Genomic DNA, 17,791 nt, shown 5'->3' with positions numbered 1-17,791 from the left:
GAACGAGCGCTACGTAAACCCCGTGAGCCACATCTCGTCTCCAGGAAACGCTTGACAGCACGGACGTCTCTTCCGATCGTCGAGGAGTCCCGGCGCACTCGCGCCGACCATCCACAGGAGACTCATCATGACCAGTGCTGTCATCGTCGACGCGGTCCGCACCGCATCCGGGAAGGGCAAGCCCGGCGGCCAGTTGTCCGGACTCCACCCGGCCGAACTTCTCTCCCAGGTGCTGCGGCAGCTGGTGGAGCACACCGGAATCGACCCCGGCCTGATCGACGACGTCATCGGCGGCTGCGTGAGCCAGGCCGGTGAGCAGGCGATCAACATCACCCGCAGCGCCGTGCTCGGCGCCGGATTCCCCGAGCACGTGCCGGCCACGACCATCGACCGCCAGTGCGGTTCCAGTCAGCAGGCCGCGCACTTCGCCGCCCAAGGTGTGCTGTCCGGCGCCTACGACGTCGTGATCGCCTGTGGTGTCGAACTGATGAGCCGGGTGCCGATGGGCTTCGCCGCACAGGGCAAGAACCCGTTCGGCCCCGCCGTCGGCGCGCGTTACCCCGAGGGCCTGGTGAACCAGGGCGTGTCGGCCGAGCTGATCGCCGCGCGGTGGAAGCTCGACCGGGCCACTTTGGACGAGTACTCGGCGCGCTCCCACGCCCGGGCGGCCGCCACCGCGTCCGCGGGCGGGTTCGACCGCGAGATCGTCCCGGTCGTCTCAGGTAACACGAAGATCAGCACCGACGAGACGGTCCGCCCGCAGACCACCGTGGAGGGTCTTGCCGGACTCGACCCGTCCTTCGCCGACGAACGCCTTTCCCAGCGTTTCCCGGAAATCGACTGGAAGATCACGCCGGGCAACTCTTCGCCGCTCACCGACGGCGCGTCGGCGGTGCTGATCATGAGCGAGGAGAAGGCGAACGCCCTCGGCCTCCAGCCCACGGCGCGGTTCCACACGTTCGCGGTGACGGGAAGCGATCCCCTGCTCATGCTCACCGGCGTCGTCCCGGCCACGCGTAAGGCGCTGGACCGCTCCGGACTCACGATCGAGGACATCGGCGCGTACGAGGTGAACGAAGCGTTCGCACCGGTCCCACTGATGTGGCAGCAGGAGTTCGGCGCGGACCCCGAACGGCTGAATCCGCGCGGTGGCGCGATCGCACTCGGTCACGCACTGGGCGCCTCCGGCACACGACTGCTGACGACGCTGGTCAACCACCTCCAGGCCACCGGCGCCCGGTACGGGCTGCAGACGATGTGCGAGGGCGGCGGCATGGCCAACGCGACCATCGTCGAGCGCCTCTGACAGGCGTCACCAGGGCCGGACGCGCGCGCAGGTAAGCAGTTAATCTTTACAAAGTTAATGTGCTATCGTGCTCGCGACCGGCCGTCCGGACGTGACGCCGCCGGTCCTGCGCTCCCTGTCAACGAAGCCACGGAAGGACGCCGTAGTGCCACGTTCGGTCACCAAGAAACGCAGAGTCCTCACCGCCGTCGCCGGTGCCGCCCTGCTCGCGAGCTCCGCCGCCATCCCGGCGTCGGCGGCGGACGGCGCGGTGGGCGGGGCGGGCCCCATCAAGGAGTACGCCCCGTTCCCCACGCCGGTCAGCTACCCGTGCGAGGTCATCGTCGACAACAACGGCAAGTTGTGGACGGACCAGTTCATCGGCAACCGCTACGGGCGGGTCGACCCCGAGACCGGCCAGGTCAGCGAAACACCCCTGCCGAACCTGGCCGGCCTGCCCGGCGGGCAGAACAAGGGGCCCGACGGCAGCATCTGGTTCGTCGAGGCGACCGGGAACGCCCTCGGGCGGCTCAACCCGGAAACCCTCCACATCGACACCTACCCCTTCCCCTGGGGCAACATCGGCCCGATCAACCTGCCCGCCACGCCCACCATCAACACCGGGCTGGGCGTTCCGTTCGACAACAGCTTCGGCAAGGACGGCAAGCTCTACTTCGCCCTGATCGGACTGAACATCTTCGGCAGCTACGACCCGGCCACTGGCCAGTGGGAGCGTTACGACATTCCCACGCCGCTGTCGGGGCCGATCGCGATGGAGAAGGGCCCGGCCAACACGATCGCCTTCACCGAGGCGATCGGCAACAAGATCGCCCTGTTCGACATCTACACCCACGAGTTCACCGAGTACACGATCCCGACCCCGGGCGCGTTCCCCGGTGGGCTCACCGTTTCGCCGGACGACAAGTACCTCTACTTCGGTGAGACGCTGACGAACAAGATTGGCCGCATCGAGTACGCCACAGGCAAGATCGAGGAGTTCGACCTGCTCGCCCTGCGCAAGGGGCTGCCCAGCAACCTGCTCACCGGCAACCCCCTGCCCAACCCCGGGCAGATGCGCTTCGGCAGCGACGGCAAGCTCTACATCATGCAGGGCACGTTCACCCTGGGCAACCAGGTCGGCCAGTTCGACCCGAAGACCCTGGAGTACAACGAGCTCCGCACGCCGACGCCGTACTCCTCGCCCTGCGACCTGAACAACACGGTGCCTGGCAAGATCTTCTTCGCCGAGTTCACCGGCAACCGGATCGCCTACTTCGACATCCCGGTCACCGAGGACATCAGCAACACCTTCCCGGTGTTCGGCTGATCGTCGCGGACAACGAGACGGGGCCGGTCCTGAGTGGACCGGCCCCGTCTTCGTGCTCAGCGGCCCCGCGCGACGGACAGCATCTCCTCGACGGACACGAACTTGACCCGCGGCCGCCCCGCGGCCCGGCCGGCGTCCCGCTCGGCCGCGTCGATGCGCTGCCAGCCGGCCGCCCCTAGCACACCCGGCACCCGGGCGCGGACCAGGGCGTCCAGGTCCGCGCGGGTCTTGACCGGCTTCGCCAGACGGCCGGCGGTGAAGTCCTCCAGCAAGCCGGCGACGGTTTCCTCCGAGCAGACCTTGTTGCTGCCGATGACACCGGACGGCCCGCGCTTGGCCCAACCGGCGCAGTAGAGCCCGGCCAGCGGCTCACCGTCCTCGATCACCCGGCCCGCCCGGTTCGGGATGACTCCCTTCGCCGGATCGACGGGCACACCGGCCGGCGGCCGCGACGAATAGCCGATCGCCTTCACGACTACGGAGGCGGGCAGGGTTTCTCGCCGCCCGGTCTCCACCAGCAGCGGAGACCCGCTGGAGCGGTCGATGCGCTGCTCGGCGAAGGTGATCCCCTCCACCCGGTCCGTTCCCTCGATCGCGACGGGCACGGACAGGAAACGGAAGTCGATCCGCTTCGCCCCTGGCCGCTGGGGGCGCCGCGCGGCTTCGAGCACGAGGTTCGCCCGGCGGCGCGGGGTGTCGCCGGTGTGCGAAGTGGACTCCAGGTGCTCGAGTTCCTCGCGCGAGCACGTCACCGTCAGGTCCACGTCCTGCAGCCGGGCCAGCTCGCCCAGCTCCCCCGCGCTGCAGGCGACCGAATCCGGACCGCGACGGCCGGCGATGACGACCTCCCGGATCGTGCTGCGCCGTAACGCCTCCAGCGCGTGGTCGGCGATGTCGGTCCGCGCCAGGGTCTCCCGGTCGCGGACCAGGATCCGGGCGATGTCCAGTGCCACGTTGCCGTTGCCGATGACCACCGCGCGCTCACCCGAGAAGTCCATCCGGTCCGCGGCGTGCTCGGGACGGCCGTTGTACCAGCCCACGAAGGCGTTCGCACCGAAGGCGCCGGGCAGGTCCTCGCCGGGGACGCCCAGCCGCCGGTCCTCCTGCGCGCCGGTCGCGACGACGACCGCGTGGTGGTGCTCGAGCAGCTCGTCCACCGTGATGTCGGCGCCGACGTCGACACCGAAGAAGCAGTCGACGTTCGGCCGGGCCAGCACCGGGCCGAACCGGTCGCCGATCAGCCGGGTGTGCGGGTGGTCCGGCGCGACGCCGGACCGCACCAACCCGAAGGGCGCGGGCTGGCGCTCGAACACGCTGACCCGCGTGCCGCGCATGGTCGCCAGCTCGGTGATCGCGTAGCACGCGGCGGGCCCGGTGCCGACCACCGCGACCCGCAGCTCCTCCGGCGCGTCGTCCAGCCGCGGCCGCGGGCGCCGCACCGGGACGCGGTCGTAGCCCGGCAGATCGCTGAAGTACCCGGCGTTGACGTCCAGGTAGCCGGCCAGCTCGGCGGGGAGGTCGTGTCCCGGGTGGATCGCATCCACCGGGCATTCCTCGACGCACGCGCCGCAGTCGATGCACACGTCGGGGTCGATGTAGAGCTGCTCCGCGGTCTCGAACTCCGGATCCCCCGGGCGGGGCCGGATGCATTGGACCGGGCAGACGCTCACGCACGAGGCGTCGCGACAGCAGCCTGGGGAAATGACGAACGTCATCCGATTGTGCCTCCTCGCACTCTCCACGGCCGCATCATCGTAATCTTTAATAAGATGAGATACAATGGCGGGGCAACGTCGGTGCGGACGGGAAGGAAACGGCTCGGATGGACGCGAAGCAGGACCTGGCGGTCGAGTTCGACCACCACTCGCCGGAGTTCAACCGCGACCCGGTGCCGGAGCTCGCGGAACTCCGCCGCCGGTGCCCGCTCGGCTACACCACGAGCCACGACGGCTACTGGGTCGCGACGACCTACGCCAACGCGCGCCGGGTACTCAGCGAGCCGGAGAACTTCACCGTCGAGCGCAGCGCCGACGGGCTCCGCGGCGGCAAACTCATCCCCACCGCGCCGCACGCGCCGCTGATCCTCCCTGGCGCGCTGGACGGCGCGGAACACGACCGGCTGCGCGACCCGTTGCGACGCTACTTCCTCCGCCCCTACGTGGAGAGCCGGATGGCAGGCGAGGTCGCCGGGATCGTCCACGAGCTGGCGAGCAGCCTGCGCGAGCGCGAGGAGTTCGACTTCGCCGCCGAGTTCAGCTTCGAGCTGACCGTGCGGACCATCTTCAAGTTTGTCGGTCTCGACCGGGACGTGCCGGACAAGGCCCGGTTCATCCGCATGCTCGAAGACGCCTTCGCCATCGACCCCGAGGCGGGTTCCGAGCGCGACAAGCTCGCCGAGGTGACCTCCACGCAGTTCCTGGAGGCGGAAGGGCTGGTCACCCGGATTGTCGAGACCCGCCGCGCGGCCGCGGACCCGGGCGACGACCTCATCGGGCGCATGGTCGCCGCGGAGCCCGCCCTGACCGTGCCGGAGATCGTCTCGCTGACCCTCTCGCTCGTGCTCGGCGGGGTGCGCACCACGGCGGCGACACTGGAGAACGTGGTGTGGCACCTGGACGCCGACCGCGACCTGCGCCGCGAGCTGCAAGCCGACCGCGCCCGGATCCCGCGCGCCGTCGACGAGCTGGTGCGGTTCTACCCGGCGACGCCGGTGGTCGCACGGACGGCGGTCCGCGACGTCGACCTGGACGGCGTGCGCATCCGCGAGGGCGACCGGATCGCGGCGGTCATCCCGTCGGCGAACCTCGACGACGAGGTGTTTCCCGCGGCGGACCGCATCGACCCGGACCGGCGGGACGGCCCGCCGCTCACCTTCGGCGCCGGGATCCACTTCTGCATGGGCATCTGGCTCGCCAAGATGGAACTCCGCCTCGCGGTGGAAGGCCTGCTGGACCAGATGCCGGACTACGCGGTCGACCGGCCGGCCTCCCGGCGGTTCGAGCGGCTGGGCGTGAACAACGGCTGGGCGAAATTGATCGTCCGCCCCCGCGGCTGAGAGCGCATGCACTACGCTGGGCGGTCCCTGACGACCAGGCACGCCCGGATGGTGAGCATGCCACCGGATCGATCCGAATCTGTGTAAACTTATAAACACTAAGACGCTGTTGACCAGCCGTGAGGGGAGCCCTTCATGCTCGATCATCTGGACCGGCCGCGCAGGGCCCGCGTGCAGCCCCGCCTCGCCGAGATGATCGCCTCCGAGCTGCGCGAACAGATCCTCAACGGCGTCTACACCGACGGGATGCTGCCCAAACAGGAGGACCTGATCGCGCAGTTCGGCGTCAGCGCGCCGCCCATGCGCGAAGCGCTGCGCATCCTGGAGGTCGACGGTCTGATCACCGTGCGCCGGGGCAAGGTCGGCGGCGCGGTCATCCACCGGCCGGACGGCGGTTCGGTGTCGCACGCGCTGGGCATGACGCTGCAGGGCGAGCAGGTGCCGCTGCGGGACCTCGCGGACTCGGTGCTGCAGCTCGAACCGATGTGCGCCGCCGGGTGCGCGCGCCTGCCCGACCGGGCGAAGCTGCTCGGTCCGCTGATCGAGGCCAACCTCGCCGAGACGGAGGAGGCCATCGGCGACGGACCGGTGTTCACCCACCGGGCACGGCTGTTCCACGACCTGATCGTCGCCCACGTGCCCCAGATGACGATGCGGCTCGTGGTGCGCAGCGTGGTGGCGGTGTGGACGGCGCAGGAGGAGACCTGGGCACACGAGGTCACCGAAGCCGGCCGCTACCCGAACCGCCGGGAGCAGCGCAGCGCCCTGGACGCGCACAAACGCATCGCGGCCCGCATCCTCGACGGCGACGCCGAGGGCGCCGAACGCGCGGCGCGCTCGCACACCAAGGCTTCGCAGAAGCGGGTGCTCGCGGAGTTCGGCGACCGCGTCGTGGACGCGTCCTCGCCCCGCGCGCTGCGCGGGTTGCGCGAGGTCACGGCACGGCATTCGGATCTCAACCTCTACCAGCAGGACTGAGGGGTGGCGGCCGCCAGGCCGCCACCCCTTTCTTCATCGCGGCAGGCCCAGGACCCGCTGAGCCAGGATGTTGAGCTGGATCTGCTCCGAGCCGCCGTAGATGGAAGCCGCCCGGGAGTACAGGTAGCGGCGCAGCCACGGCGAGGTCGCCTCACCGAGCAGGGCCGACGGGCCCAGCAGCCGCACCGCACCGGCGTGCAGCTCCTGGTCCACCTGGGTCATCAGCAGCTTGTCCACCGACATCTCCGGACCAGGCGGGGCGTCCGAGCCGTCCCGCTCGCGCAGCCGGCGGGCGACATGCTGGCCCAGCACCCGGTACAGCACCTCCAGCCGCCCCAGCTCGCGGCGGACCAGCGGATCGCCCGGCCGGGACGTGGCCAGCTCCGCCCGCAGCTCCTGCAGCGCCGCCCCGAACTTGGACAGATACCCCACGTCGGCGGCCCCGCGCTCGTAGGCGACCGTCATCATCGCGATCGCCCAGCCGTCACCCTCGGCGCCCACCCGGTTCTCCGCGGGCACCTCGACCCCGTCGAGGAAGATCTCCGAGAACTCCGACTCGTCGGTGATCGCCCGGATCGGCCGCACCTCGACACCCGGCAGCCGCATCGGGACCACGAACGCGGAAATCCCCTTGTGCCGTCCGTCCGGCGGCCCGGTGCGGGCCAGCAGAAGGCAGTAGTCGGCGTAGTCGCCGTAGGTCGTCCAGACCTTCTGGCCGCTGATCCGGTACACGTCGCCATCCCGCACCGCCCTGGCGGCGATCCCCGCCAGATCGGAGCCCGCCCCCGGCTCGGAGAACCCCTGGCACCAGTAGTCCGCGCCGCTGAGCAGGCCCGGCAGGTACTTCCGCCGCTGCTCCTCGGTGCCCCACTGCAGCAACGCGCGTCCGAGGTAACCGATGCGCGGCGCGTCCGGCGCTCCGGACGCGCCGATCTCCTCGTTGAGCACGACATCGTAGACGTTGCCCAGCTCCTGGCCGCCGTACTCGCGCGGCCAGGACAGCCCGACCCAGCCGCCCTGGTACAGCGTCTGGTGCCAGCGCTTGAGGAACAACGCGTGCGGCTCGTCCGGCCCCGGCGTGATCACGTTGTCCCGCAGCCACTCGCGGAACCGCGCCCGGAACGCGGCGACGTCCTCGGTCATCGCGCCACTCCTTCCACCTCGTCGTGCAGCAGTCCGTACAGGACGTCCGCGGTCCCGAAGACCTGCGCGTCCGCCACCACGCGCCGCAGGTGCAGGTGCGCGGGGAACTCCCAGGTGATCGCCACGCCGCCGAACACCTGGATGGCGGTCTCCACCACCGAGACCGCGGCCTCGTTCGCATAGGCCTTCGCGACCAGGGCGCAGGCGTGGGCGTCGTCCCCGGTGTCGATCGCGTGCGCCGCGTGCGCCAGGGTGCTGCGCATCGCCTCCAGGTCGGCGAACGCCCGGGCCAGCAGGTGCTGGACGGCCTGGAACGAACCGATCGGCCTGCCGAACTGCACACGCTGCTCGGCGTACTCGACCGCCTTGCCGAACAAGCCCCCGGCCGCGCCGAGCAGATCCGCGGTGAGCAGCACGCGCGCGAAGCCGGCGAACCGCCGCGCCTCCGCCTCGCCGAGTGTCGCGCCACACCGGCCGACGATCTCGCCGACCCGGGACACGCCCCGGGTGAGGTCGGCGGAGGGCTCCCCGGCGCCGAGCGCGACCGTCACCAGCTCGCCCTGGTCGAGAGCGAGGCCACGGGACACCGCCGTGGAGTCCCAGGCGAGCCCCGCACCGAGCGAACCCAAGTCGTCGGCCAGCACCACCGTGAGGGGCTCATCGAGCGCGACGCCGGCCAGCCGGAGCGCCTCGCCGGCCAGCAGCGCGCCTACCAGCGGCGCCCCGCACACCACCTTCGCCATCTCCTCGACCACGACGACGGTCTGCGCCGCGGTGGCCGCCGGAGCGTCCCCGTCGGCGTCGCGCAACGCGCTGAAACCGGTCTCGGTGAGGGCTTTCCAGCAGTCGTCGTGCTGCTCGGGACGGCACTGCTCCGCGATCTCCGCGGCCGTTTCCCGCAGCAGGGCGTCTTCGCTCATCGTGTCCACCACTTCGCCGGTTTCGCCGCCGTCCGGTCCAGCCCGTCGGCGCCGATCGGGTTGCCGATCTGCGTGTACATCAGGGCCGTGTCGAGCGCCTGCGCGCGGGTGCGGTCCAGCGACTGCCACATCGCCTTGACCGTGCCCTGCACCGCCGCCGGCGGTTGCGCCGCGATCGCCTCGGCCAGCTGCAGCGCACGGGCATGCAACTCGTCCCGGTCGACGATTTCGGTGACCAGCCCCGCGGACCGCGCCGTCTCCGCGGTCATGCGCTCGTACAGGCCGAGCAGCGCCATCCGCAGGGTCTCGGAGAAGTGCATGCGGTAGGACAACGCGATCGGCTCCAGCGCCGCCACCATGCCGTAGGTGACGTGCGGGTCGAAGAACGTCGCCTCCGGGCTGCAGATCACGATGTCGCACTCGGTGATCCAGTAGAACGCGCCGCCCGCGCACATCCCGTGCACGGCGGCGACCACCGGCTTCCACACCCCGTTGCGCTTCGGGCTCAGCTGGTGCCCGGGATCCTCGGTCTCCGCCCACGGATCGGCCGTGTCCAGCCAGGGACTGTCGGAGGAGCCGGTGCGCTCGGTGACGTCCAGCCCGGTGGAGAACGCGCGGTCACCGGCGGCGCGCAGCACCACGGCGCGGATCCCCGGATCCTCGCGCACCTCCGTCCACAAGCGAGCGAAGTCGGCGCGCATGGCTTCGTTGAACGCGTTCAGCACCTCGGGGCGGTTGAGCGTGACGACCGCGACTCCGGTGTCGGTCCGCTCCAGCAGGATGGTCTGGTAGGGGTGCCCGGTCATGGAACCCTCGTCTTTCAACACGGCTTGATACGGTAGCTTAACTTCTATATCTTTAACAGTATAAGAATCCCCGCTCGTCGTCGAGGACAGGAGCCCAACGTCATGCCCATCGCGCAGGATCTCTTTTCGCTGCAAGGAAAGTCGGTGCTCCTCACCGGGGCGACGGCGGGGCTGGGACGCCGGTTCGCCGAGACCCTGAGCGAGGCGGGCGCGAAGGTCGCGATCGTCGGCCGACGGGCCGCGCTGCTGGCGGAGATCGCCGAGAAGAACCCCGGCTGCGTCCCGGTCCAGGCCGACCTCGCCCAGCCGTCGATCGTGCCGGACGTCGTCGCGCGGGCCACCCATGCGGTCGGCGCCATCGACGTGCTCGTCAACAACGCCGCCTACATCGCAGGCGGCGTGCGCGCCGAGGACGAGACGCCGGACGACATCGACACCACCCTCAACGTCAACCTCGTCTCGCCGATCCGCCTGGCGCAGGCGGTGTTCCCGGCGATGAAGGAACGCGGCCGCGGTTCCATCATCAACGTCACCTCGATCGTCGCCAGGGCCGGCATCGCCCGCTTCCCGCAGGCCACCTACGCCGCCTCCAAGGGCGGGCTCGAGGCCATCACTCGCGAGTGGGCGGCACAGTGGGCGCGCCACGGCATCCGGGTCAATGCGATCGCGCCCGGGTTCTTCGAAAGCGAGATGACCAGCCAGGTCATCCACCACGAGAAGGTCCAGAACTGGATCCTGGACAACACGCTGATCCCCCGGCACGGCACCGCCGCCGACTTCGACGGCGCCCTGCTGTACCTCGCCAGCGATGCCAGCGGCTACGTCACCGGGCAGACCCTCGTCGTCGACGGCGGCTGGACCGCGCACTGAGATCACCGGCTCAGCCGCGGTCCGCGGGGACCGCGGCGAGCTCGGCCCGCAGCACGCGGCGCAACAACTTGCCGGTCTCGCTGTAGGGCAGCGCATCCTTTTCCACCACGATGGACGGTGCGCGCGAGGAACGCAGGCGCTCCTTCACCCAGGCCCGCAACTCGTCGGGCTCCGCCTTGCGCCCCTTGTGGAAGACCACCGCGGCCGCGACCGTCTCACCCCATTCGACATCCGGCACGCCGACCACCGCGACCTCGGCCACGGCAGGGTGCCGGAACAGGACGTCCTCGATCTCGCCCGGCGACATGTTCTCCCCGCCCCGCACGATCACGTCGTCGGCCCGGCCCTCGATGAACAGGTAGCCGTCGGCGTCCAGGCGGCCGTTGTCGTTAGTGCGGAACCAGCCCTGCTCGTCCCGCGCGTCGGCGCCCTCGTACTCCCCCGCCACCTGGTCGCCGCGGACGAAGACCTCGCCGACCTCGCCGGCGGGCAGCACCGCGCCGTCGGCGTCCCGGATCTCGATCTCCACGCCCGGCACCGCGCGGCCCACCGAACCCAGCCGCGCGCGGACCGCCGCATCCGCGCTCGCCGCCGCGGCCCGGTGGTCGTCCGGGCCGAGCAACGCGATCGTGGAGCTCGTCTCGGTCAACCCGTACGCGTTGACGAACCCGACCTCGGGCAACAGCCGCATGGCGCGCTCCACCACGGGGGTCGGCATCCGCCCGCCGCCGTAGGACAGGTGCCGCAGGTGCGGCAGCGTGGTCCCGGTCTCGGCCAGCACATCAAGGATCCGGCCGAGCATCGTCGGCACGATCATCGCGTGGGTGATGCGCTCGGCCTCGGCCAGTTCGACCCACCTGCGCGCGTCGAACTGCGGCAGGTACACCAGCCGCCGCCCGAGGTACACGTTGGACAGCACCGCCGCCATGCCGGCGATGTGGTACTGCGGCACGCTCACCAGCGCCGCCTCGTCCTCGCCCGCGGACAGGAAGTCCACTGTGGACAGGATGTAGGACACCAGGTTGTGATGGCGCAGCAGCACCAGCTTCGGCGTCCCGGTGGTGCCGCTGGTGAACAACGCGATCGCCACGTCCGAGCCACCGTCGCCGGGCTCGGCCGCCGTCGGGGCCAGCAGCTCCGCCTCGGTCGCGAAATCCAGCCCGGCGACGCCCTCGACGCGCGGCCGCGTCTGTTCGTCGGCGACCACGACGGCCGGCGCGGCGCGGCCCAGGACGTCGCGCAGCCGGTCGTCGGCCAGGCGGTAGTTCACCGCGGTGAACGGGACCCGCGCCTGCGCGGCGCCGAACACCATGGCCGGGATGGCGTCGGTGTTGAGCCCGGCGAGCACCAGCCGGCGGGCGTCCCGCCCGGCCAGGTGGGCGGCCACGGCGCGCGCATGGTCCCGCAACTCGGCGTAGGTGGCCTTCCCGACGGCACGCCGGTCGCCGGCCGCGTCGGCCACCATGTCCAGCAGCATCGCGATGTTCATCGGGCCACCGCCTCACGGGTCATCATCGGTGTCACTCCTGAATGGGAATCGAGTTCGCGCAGCACTTCGGCTGTGTGCTCGCCGAGGGCGGGCACCGACTCGCCGGTGCGCCCGGCGCTCCAGAAGCCCCCGACAACGTCGAGGCGCCCGTAGCCGCTGGTGTCCAGCGTGCGACTGAAGCCCAGCGCGCGGTGGTGCGGATCGTCGAAGAAGGCATTCATCCGGTCGAACGCGACGCGGGTCGCCGGCACGCCGGCTTCCGCGAGCCGGGCCAGCAACTCGTCGGTGCCGAGTCCGCGAAAGGTTTCGGCCGGGGACGCCGTGCCGGTGAGGCGGTAGAGCCGCGCCAGCTCCTCGTCGGTGCGTGCGGCGATCGCGACCCAACCGTCGCGGACCTGGAGGATCCGGTGCGCGGGTGACACGCCCGTCTGGTCCGCGTCGACGCGGTCCACCCGCAGCCGCTCGCCGGACACCGGCAGGGCCACCTCGCCGGCCATGGTCATGCCGACCGCCAGCAGGGAGGTCGCCGCCTCCCCCGCCAGCCCGGTCCGCTCCCGCCGGAACAGCTGCAGCAGCGCCCCGACACACGCCGCGAGCCCGGCCTGCACGTCCAGGATCGAGTTGCGCAGCCACATCGGCGGCCGGCCCGCGCCGGCGTTGGCGCGCTCCCAGCCGGTCAGCGCCTGCGCCGTCGGGTCGTAGCCCGGGTAGGCCGCGAGCGGGCCGTGCTGCCCGTTGGCGCTGACGTGGCTGAACACCACCCGCGGGTTGACCGCGCGCAGCCCGTCGGCGTCGATGCCCAGCCGCTTCGCGGCGCGCAGCCGCATGTTGTGCAGGACGATGTCGGCGCGCTCGACCAGGCGGCGCAGCGGTTCCCGCGCCGAGTCGTCCTTGAGGTCCAGCGCGATCGAGCGCTTGCCCCGGTTCGACCCGGCGAACTGCGTCAGCCCGCGGCCGCGGTCACCGGAGAGCGGCTCGACCTTGATCACGTCGGCGCCGAGCTCGGCCAGGCACTGCGCGCCGTACGGGCCGGCGACCACGCCGCCGAAGTCCAGGGCGCGGATGCCCGCCAGCGGCAGCGCGCCGGAAGACTCTCCCCGCGGAGCGGGCCGGGGCTCGCCGAACGCGGCGAGAACCTCCTCGAACGCGCTCTCCGCGAGCGGGCCGCGCACCACGCTGTCCGGGGTGGTGCGGATCGGCGGTCCGACCTGCAGGCAACGCCCGATGACCGGATCGTCGACCTCGACGACGTAGCCGTTGACCCGCGCCTGTTCGTCGGTGAAGCAGTCGCCGAGGTCGCGGATCCGCATGCACGGCACGTCCGCCTCACCGAACTCGCGGATCCAGTGCGCCGAGTCGTGCTGCCGGAAGACCTGCTGCCACTCGTCCCGGTTGGCCGGGGTCACGCCGGTCTCGCACAAGTCGACCTTGTCCAGCACGGCGAGCGTCTCGATCACCGGCGGGGACTCCAGCCAGCCGCCCATGGCCCCGGCCAGCTGGATCCATTCGCCGTCCGCGCACTCGAAGATGCTCAGCGCCGCGTCCGGCCAGATCTTGGGCAGCGTGTGCCCGTTCAGCCCGGCGGGCAGGCGCTCGGACCGCTGCCAGTACAACGCGGCCGGGGCGAGCGCGCCCTGAAAGACGCTGGTGTGCATGGCCCGGACCACCCCGGTCCGCTCGCGCTGCACGAGCCGCGCCAGCACGCCGGCGGCGAGCAGATAGGCCGCGCACCAGCTGGGGAACGGCATCCGCACGAAGATGGGGCCCTCGCGGTTGCCCTGCTGCTCGTCCATGAACCCCTCGGCGGCCTGGACGAGCGAGTCCGGCGCGTCCCAGTTCTCCCGCGGATGCCCCGCCGGATAGGCCGGGACCGAGCCGAGCACCAGGTGCGGGTGGCGGGCGGCCAGGCTCGCCTCGTCGAGGCCGAGCTCCCGCGCCCGTCCGATCGGCAGCGAGTGGACCAGCACGTCGGCGCGAGCCAGCAGCTCGTCCAGCTGCCCCCGCTGCCCGGCGAGGTCCAGCACCACCCCGCGCTTGCTTCGGTTCCAGGTGGCGAACCCGGCCGGCCACAGCTGCCGCGCCGGGTCACCACCGGGGCGCTCCACCTTCACCACGTCCGCACCGGCCTCGGCCAGCAGGCGCGTGGCGAAGGGACCGGGAATCCCCTCGGCGAGGTCGACGACCCGCAGGCCGGCGAGAACCGCCTCGGACATGATCACCTCCCGTCCGTCGTGGCGAACAGCGCGGCGCTGCTCAGCTCGGAGATGGGGCCGCCGGACACCAGGCACAGGCGCGCGCCCGGCACGGGGTTGCTCGACTCGCCCCGCAGCAGCCGGACCGCCTCCACGGCGTTGCCCATGCCGTGCAGGAAGCCTTCTGCGAGGTCGCCGCCCCCGGTGCAGATCGGCAGTTTGCCGTCCGGCGCGATCAGGTTCTCGAACGTGAGGAACTCCCCCGCGTTCTCCGCGGTGCAGAACCCGAGGTCGATCAGGGCCGAGACGGCGGGACCGGTGAAGTTGACGTACAGCTGCACGGCGTCGACGTCGGCGGGCGTGGCGCCCGACCGCTCCCACACCCGGCGGCCCGCCGAGACCTGCGACGAGGACGTGTACGGCTCGTGGTTCTCGTCCAGCTCGCCCCACTTCGGCCCGTCCGCGCCGATGGCCGACGCCAGCAGGTACACCGGCTTGTCGGTGAGGTCGCGAGCGCGCTCGGCGGAGGTCAGGATGATCGCCGCCGCCGCGTCGTTCTCGCGGGAGGAGTCGAACAGCCGCAACGGTTCCACGATCCAGCGCGACGACTCGTACTTCTCGTCGGTGAGGTCCACCCCGTGCCCGACCGCGTCCGGGTTCTTGCCCGCGTGGTGGTAGCAGGCCTGGGCGATCGCGCGCAGCGCCGACGGCGGGATGCCGTCGTGCTCGATGAGCCGCTGCGTGCGCAACCCGAGCGCCTGTGCGGGCGAATCCACACCGTGCGCGGCGTAGTGCGGCCCGAACACGCCCTGGCTGACCGCGCGCAGCAGCCGCCCGCTGGAGGACTCCGCGGTGGCGCGGTAGACGACGACCGTTTCGGCGTGCCCGGACAGGATCGCCGCCTCGGCCATCGCGATCGCCCCGGCGCTGCCCCCGCCGCCACCGCCCCACACGAGGCTGCTCCAGCGCAGCTCGCGGGTGCCCAGCGGCCCGGCGAGCCGGGTGCCCTCCTGCACGTCGGCGCCGTAGGAGCAGAAGCCGTCGATCTCGCTCGCCGGGATCCCGACGTCGGCCGCGGCCGCGTCGATGGCCTTGAGCAGCAGCTTGCGTTCGGCGTCCGGGGACGCGCCGCGCTTGTGGTATGGCGTGATCCCGATTCCCACGACGGCCACGCCGGTGGGTCGCTTGCCCATTCAGGACTCCTTCGTCCAGGTCAGCACCGGCAGTCCGGCGGTGCGCTCCGAGGCGGCCACGAACGTGCCACGCACCCGGTCGCCGATGCGCGCGCCGCCGCCGGTGAGCAGTCCGATGAGCCGGGCACCGCCCGCCTGCGGCAGCTCCACCAGCACGTTGTCGTAGGGCACGAGGTCGGCGTAGGCCGGGACGAACGGGTAGTGCGTGCGGATCCGGCTGAACACGGTGCCCACCGCCTCCACCGCCTCCCAGCCGAGGTCGTAGGAGCCGCAGCCGGGACAGCGCCAGTCCGCGGGCCAGGCCCAGCGCCGGCAGGACGTGCAGCGCTGGATCCGCAGCTCGCCCTCGGCCAGGCCCGCCCAGTACGGCGCGTCGACCCGCCGGCCGAACTCGACCGCCGCGTTGCGTTCCCCGGTCATGTGCCGGTCACCAGCAGGTCTTCGCCGGTGTCGGTGAACAGGCTCGCCAGCGGCACCGACTCGACGGTCTCCAGCAGGCGCGCCTGGGTCTGCGAACGGCCCCACGGCAGGCGGCGGATCGGCTGGCTGTGGCGCGACAGCCAGGACAGGTCCGTCTCGTCGCAGAAGCCCATCGCGCCGAACATCTGGTGCCCGGTGCGGAACACCGTCTCGGCCGTCTCCAGCGCGGACATCCGCAGCGCCACCGCGTCGGTGGCGGCGCCCGGCTGCTCGGACAGCACCGACCACAGCGTGTACTTCGCCAGCTCCTCGAAGCCCTGCAGCTGCGCCGCGGTGTCGGCCAGCTGGAACTGCAGGGCCTGGAACGTGGCCAGCGGGCGGCCGAACTGCTGCCGGTCGAGCAGGTGGCGCCGGGTCATCCGCAGCGCCTCGTCGACCATGCCGAGCAGGACCCAACAGGGCAGTGTCAGCGCGAGCGGGGTGAGCCCGCCGTCACCGGACCACTCCCCCAGCTCCACCGGGCACGCCAGGGCACCCAGCTTCGAGCCCACCCGCGTCCCGGTGGACACCACCGGGGCCCGGCGGCCCCGGCCGTCCAGGGCGAACCAGCTCAGCGCGGGGTCCACGTCGGCCAGGTTGATCCGCGGGGACGGCAGCGGCACCACGGCCACCGCGTCCACTCCGGACTCCGGGTCCCCGGCGAGCCGCTGCGCGACCGGGTACGGCAACGCGAAACGCCCGGCGGCGCGGCAGACGGCCGCCGCCGCTTCACCGTCCACCGCGGACTCCCGGGGCCGCAGCTCCCACACCCCGATCTCGGCGAGCAGGGTCCGCACCGTGCCGGACGGCTCGCCCGCCTCGGCCTGCCGCACCAGCTCGAACCCGCCCGCCTTGCGCAGCGCTGCCTCGACCACCTGCTCCAGTTCGAGCGCCTCGGCGCTCAGTTCGGTCTTCACTTCGCCCCCAGCAGCGTGCGCGAGAGCAGCATCCGCTGCACCTCGATGCTGCCCGAGGCCACGGTCGCGGCCTGGGCATAGCGCCAGTGGTCGTCCACCGCGCGCTCGAACAGCCGGGCCGCGTCGCCCGCGCCCACGGCTCGTTCCTCGATCATGTCCATCAGCACCTCTGCCACTTCCTGATCCACCTGGGTCGCGACGATGCGGTAGGCGGCCGCGTCCGCCGGGTCGACCGTCCCGGTCTCCTGCTTCTCGATCACCCGGTAGGCCAGCAGCCGCGCCTGCCGGGTGTGCACGAGCGCCTTGGCCCACCGCTGCTTCAGCTCGGCGGGCAGCGCGTCCCACCGGTCGGCGAGCATCACCGGCGCGAGGTTGAGCAGCCGGTCGCACCGCGCGTACCGCGCGATCCCGACGCGCTCGAACGCCAGCGCCTCCCGCACGATCGACCAGCCCTGGTCGACCTCGCCGAGCACGTCCTCGCGCGTCACCACGACGTCGTCGAAGTAGACCTCGTTGAGGTGGTGCGGGCCGACCATCGCCTTGATCGGCACGACCCGGATCCCCGGGCGGTCCATCGGCACCAGGAACACCGTGATGCCGTGGTGCTTCTTGTCGCCCCGGCTGGTGCGGGCGAGCAGGAAGCACCAGTCGGCCATCGTCGCGTAGGAGGTCCAGATCTTCTGGCCGCGCACCCGCCAGCCGTCGCCGTCGGCCACGGCCGCGGTGCGCAGTGACGCCAGATCCGAACCGGCCTCCGGCTCGGAGAAGCCCTGGCACCAGATGACCTGGCCGCGGGCGATGCGCTCGAGGTGCTCGGCGCGCTGGGCCTCGGTGCCGAAGCGCATGATCGCCGGGCCCACCCAGTTGACGCCCATGTACTGCGCGCCGCGGGGTTCGAAGTGCGCCCACATCTCCTCGCGCATGATCGCCTGTTCCCACGGGCTGGACGCGGCGCCGCCGTACTCGACCGGCCAGGCCGGCGTCAGCTGGCCCTTGTCCGCGAGCAGCTTGCAGAAGTTCTGCGCCAGCTCCAGATCGCGCGGGTCAGTGGTGAAGGCGCCGAGGTACTCGCGCGGCATCGCCGAGCGCACCAGGTCGCGCAGCTCGCGGCGCAAAGCCGCGCCGCGCTCGGAATCTTGGAAATCCACACGATCCTC

The 17,791-nt window shown here is 71.6% G+C and carries 15 protein-coding genes; 5 read left to right on the top strand and 10 right to left on the bottom strand.

All coding sequences use genetic code 11. The features are described from left to right. Nucleotides 1-127 precede the first annotated feature (127 nt). Nucleotides 128-1,306, top strand: coding sequence for a thiolase family protein (locus AMYTH_RS0104740; RefSeq protein ID WP_027929318.1), 1,179 nt, complete (start codon nt 128-130; stop codon nt 1,304-1,306). 145 nt (nt 1,307-1,451) lie between these two features. Continuing rightward, nucleotides 1,452-2,612, top strand: a complete 1,161-nt coding sequence (locus AMYTH_RS0104735; protein ID WP_027929317.1) for a Vgb family protein — start codon at nt 1,452-1,454, stop codon at nt 2,610-2,612. 56 nt (nt 2,613-2,668) lie between these two features. Here the strand turns inward: AMYTH_RS0104735 and AMYTH_RS0104730 are convergent, their stop codons facing one another. Next, on the bottom strand, nt 2,669-4,327 hold the full coding sequence (locus tag AMYTH_RS0104730) for an FAD-dependent oxidoreductase (protein ID WP_027929316.1): 1,659 nt from the start codon (nt 4,325-4,327) through the stop codon (nt 2,669-2,671). A gap of 107 nt (nt 4,328-4,434) precedes the next feature. Between AMYTH_RS0104730 and AMYTH_RS0104725 the strand changes: the two genes are divergently transcribed. Both AMYTH_RS0104725 and AMYTH_RS0104720 read left to right on the top strand, forming a co-directional pair. Further along, nucleotides 4,435-5,667 (top strand): cytochrome P450, encoded by a 1,233-nt coding sequence (locus AMYTH_RS0104725; RefSeq protein WP_027929315.1) that lies wholly within the window; start codon nt 4,435-4,437, stop codon nt 5,665-5,667. A gap of 135 nt (nt 5,668-5,802) precedes the next feature. After that, complete coding sequence (locus tag AMYTH_RS0104720; RefSeq protein WP_037322263.1) at nt 5,803-6,645, top strand: FadR/GntR family transcriptional regulator; 843 nt, start codon at nt 5,803-5,805, stop codon at nt 6,643-6,645. 33 nt (nt 6,646-6,678) lie between these two features. Here AMYTH_RS0104720 and AMYTH_RS0104715 read toward each other — a convergent pair whose 3' ends face one another. From AMYTH_RS0104715 to AMYTH_RS0104705, 3 genes are read right to left on the bottom strand one after another with little or no spacing between them, the layout of a single operon-like run. Beyond that, a complete protein-coding gene (locus AMYTH_RS0104715) occupies nt 6,679-7,788 on the bottom strand; it encodes an acyl-CoA dehydrogenase family protein (protein WP_027929313.1) in 1,110 nt (369 codons plus the stop codon). Next, nucleotides 7,785-8,708: an acyl-CoA dehydrogenase family protein gene (locus tag AMYTH_RS43960; protein WP_157360538.1), complete on the bottom strand. Its 924-nt coding sequence runs from the start codon at nt 8,706-8,708 to the stop codon at nt 7,785-7,787. Before AMYTH_RS43960 ends, AMYTH_RS0104715 begins: the two co-directional genes overlap by 4 nt. Next, nucleotides 8,705-9,535, bottom strand: coding sequence for an enoyl-CoA hydratase/isomerase family protein (locus AMYTH_RS0104705; protein ID WP_228684567.1), 831 nt, complete (start codon nt 9,533-9,535; stop codon nt 8,705-8,707). Before AMYTH_RS0104705 ends, AMYTH_RS43960 begins: the two co-directional genes overlap by 4 nt. 81 nt (nt 9,536-9,616) lie before the next feature. Here AMYTH_RS0104705 and AMYTH_RS0104700 point away from each other — a divergent pair, with 81 nt between their 5' ends. Then, entirely contained in the window at nt 9,617-10,384 is a 768-nt protein-coding gene (locus AMYTH_RS0104700; protein ID WP_027929311.1) for an SDR family NAD(P)-dependent oxidoreductase, read from the top strand. A 10-nt stretch (nt 10,385-10,394) separates the two neighbouring features. Here AMYTH_RS0104700 and AMYTH_RS0104695 read toward each other — a convergent pair whose 3' ends face one another. From AMYTH_RS0104695 to AMYTH_RS0104670, 6 genes are read right to left on the bottom strand one after another with little or no spacing between them, the layout of a single operon-like run. Beyond that, a complete protein-coding gene (locus AMYTH_RS0104695; protein ID WP_027929310.1) occupies nt 10,395-11,873 on the bottom strand; it encodes a class I adenylate-forming enzyme family protein in 1,479 nt (492 codons plus the stop codon). Next, nucleotides 11,870-14,086 (bottom strand): CaiB/BaiF CoA-transferase family protein, encoded by a 2,217-nt coding sequence (locus AMYTH_RS43955; protein WP_051362536.1) that lies wholly within the window; start codon nt 14,084-14,086, stop codon nt 11,870-11,872. The genes AMYTH_RS0104695 and AMYTH_RS43955 overlap by 4 nt, the downstream gene beginning before the upstream one ends. Before the next feature lie 2 nt (nt 14,087-14,088). After that, a complete protein-coding gene (locus tag AMYTH_RS0104685; protein ID WP_027929309.1) occupies nt 14,089-15,258 on the bottom strand; it encodes a thiolase C-terminal domain-containing protein in 1,170 nt (389 codons plus the stop codon). Beyond that, nucleotides 15,259-15,678, bottom strand: a complete 420-nt coding sequence (locus AMYTH_RS43950; RefSeq protein ID WP_051362535.1) for a Zn-ribbon domain-containing OB-fold protein — start codon at nt 15,676-15,678, stop codon at nt 15,259-15,261. It abuts the gene before it with no gap. Continuing rightward, nucleotides 15,675-16,634 carry an acyl-CoA dehydrogenase family protein gene (locus tag AMYTH_RS43945; protein WP_051362534.1) on the bottom strand — a complete coding sequence of 320 codons (960 nt, stop codon included), beginning with the start codon at nt 16,632-16,634 and terminating at the stop codon, nt 15,675-15,677. The genes AMYTH_RS43950 and AMYTH_RS43945 overlap by 4 nt, the downstream gene beginning before the upstream one ends. After that, nucleotides 16,631-17,782 (bottom strand): acyl-CoA dehydrogenase family protein, encoded by a 1,152-nt coding sequence (locus AMYTH_RS0104670; protein WP_027929308.1) that lies wholly within the window; start codon nt 17,780-17,782, stop codon nt 16,631-16,633. Before AMYTH_RS0104670 ends, AMYTH_RS43945 begins: the two co-directional genes overlap by 4 nt. Nucleotides 17,783-17,791: the final 9 nt, after the last annotated feature.

Source organism: Amycolatopsis thermoflava N1165, from assembly GCF_000473265.1.
Classification (GTDB): Bacteria; Actinomycetota; Actinomycetes; order Mycobacteriales; family Pseudonocardiaceae; genus Amycolatopsis_E; species Amycolatopsis_E thermoflava.
Note: the sequence above shows the minus strand (reverse complement) of the source record. Positions and strands in the feature narration are given on the sequence as shown.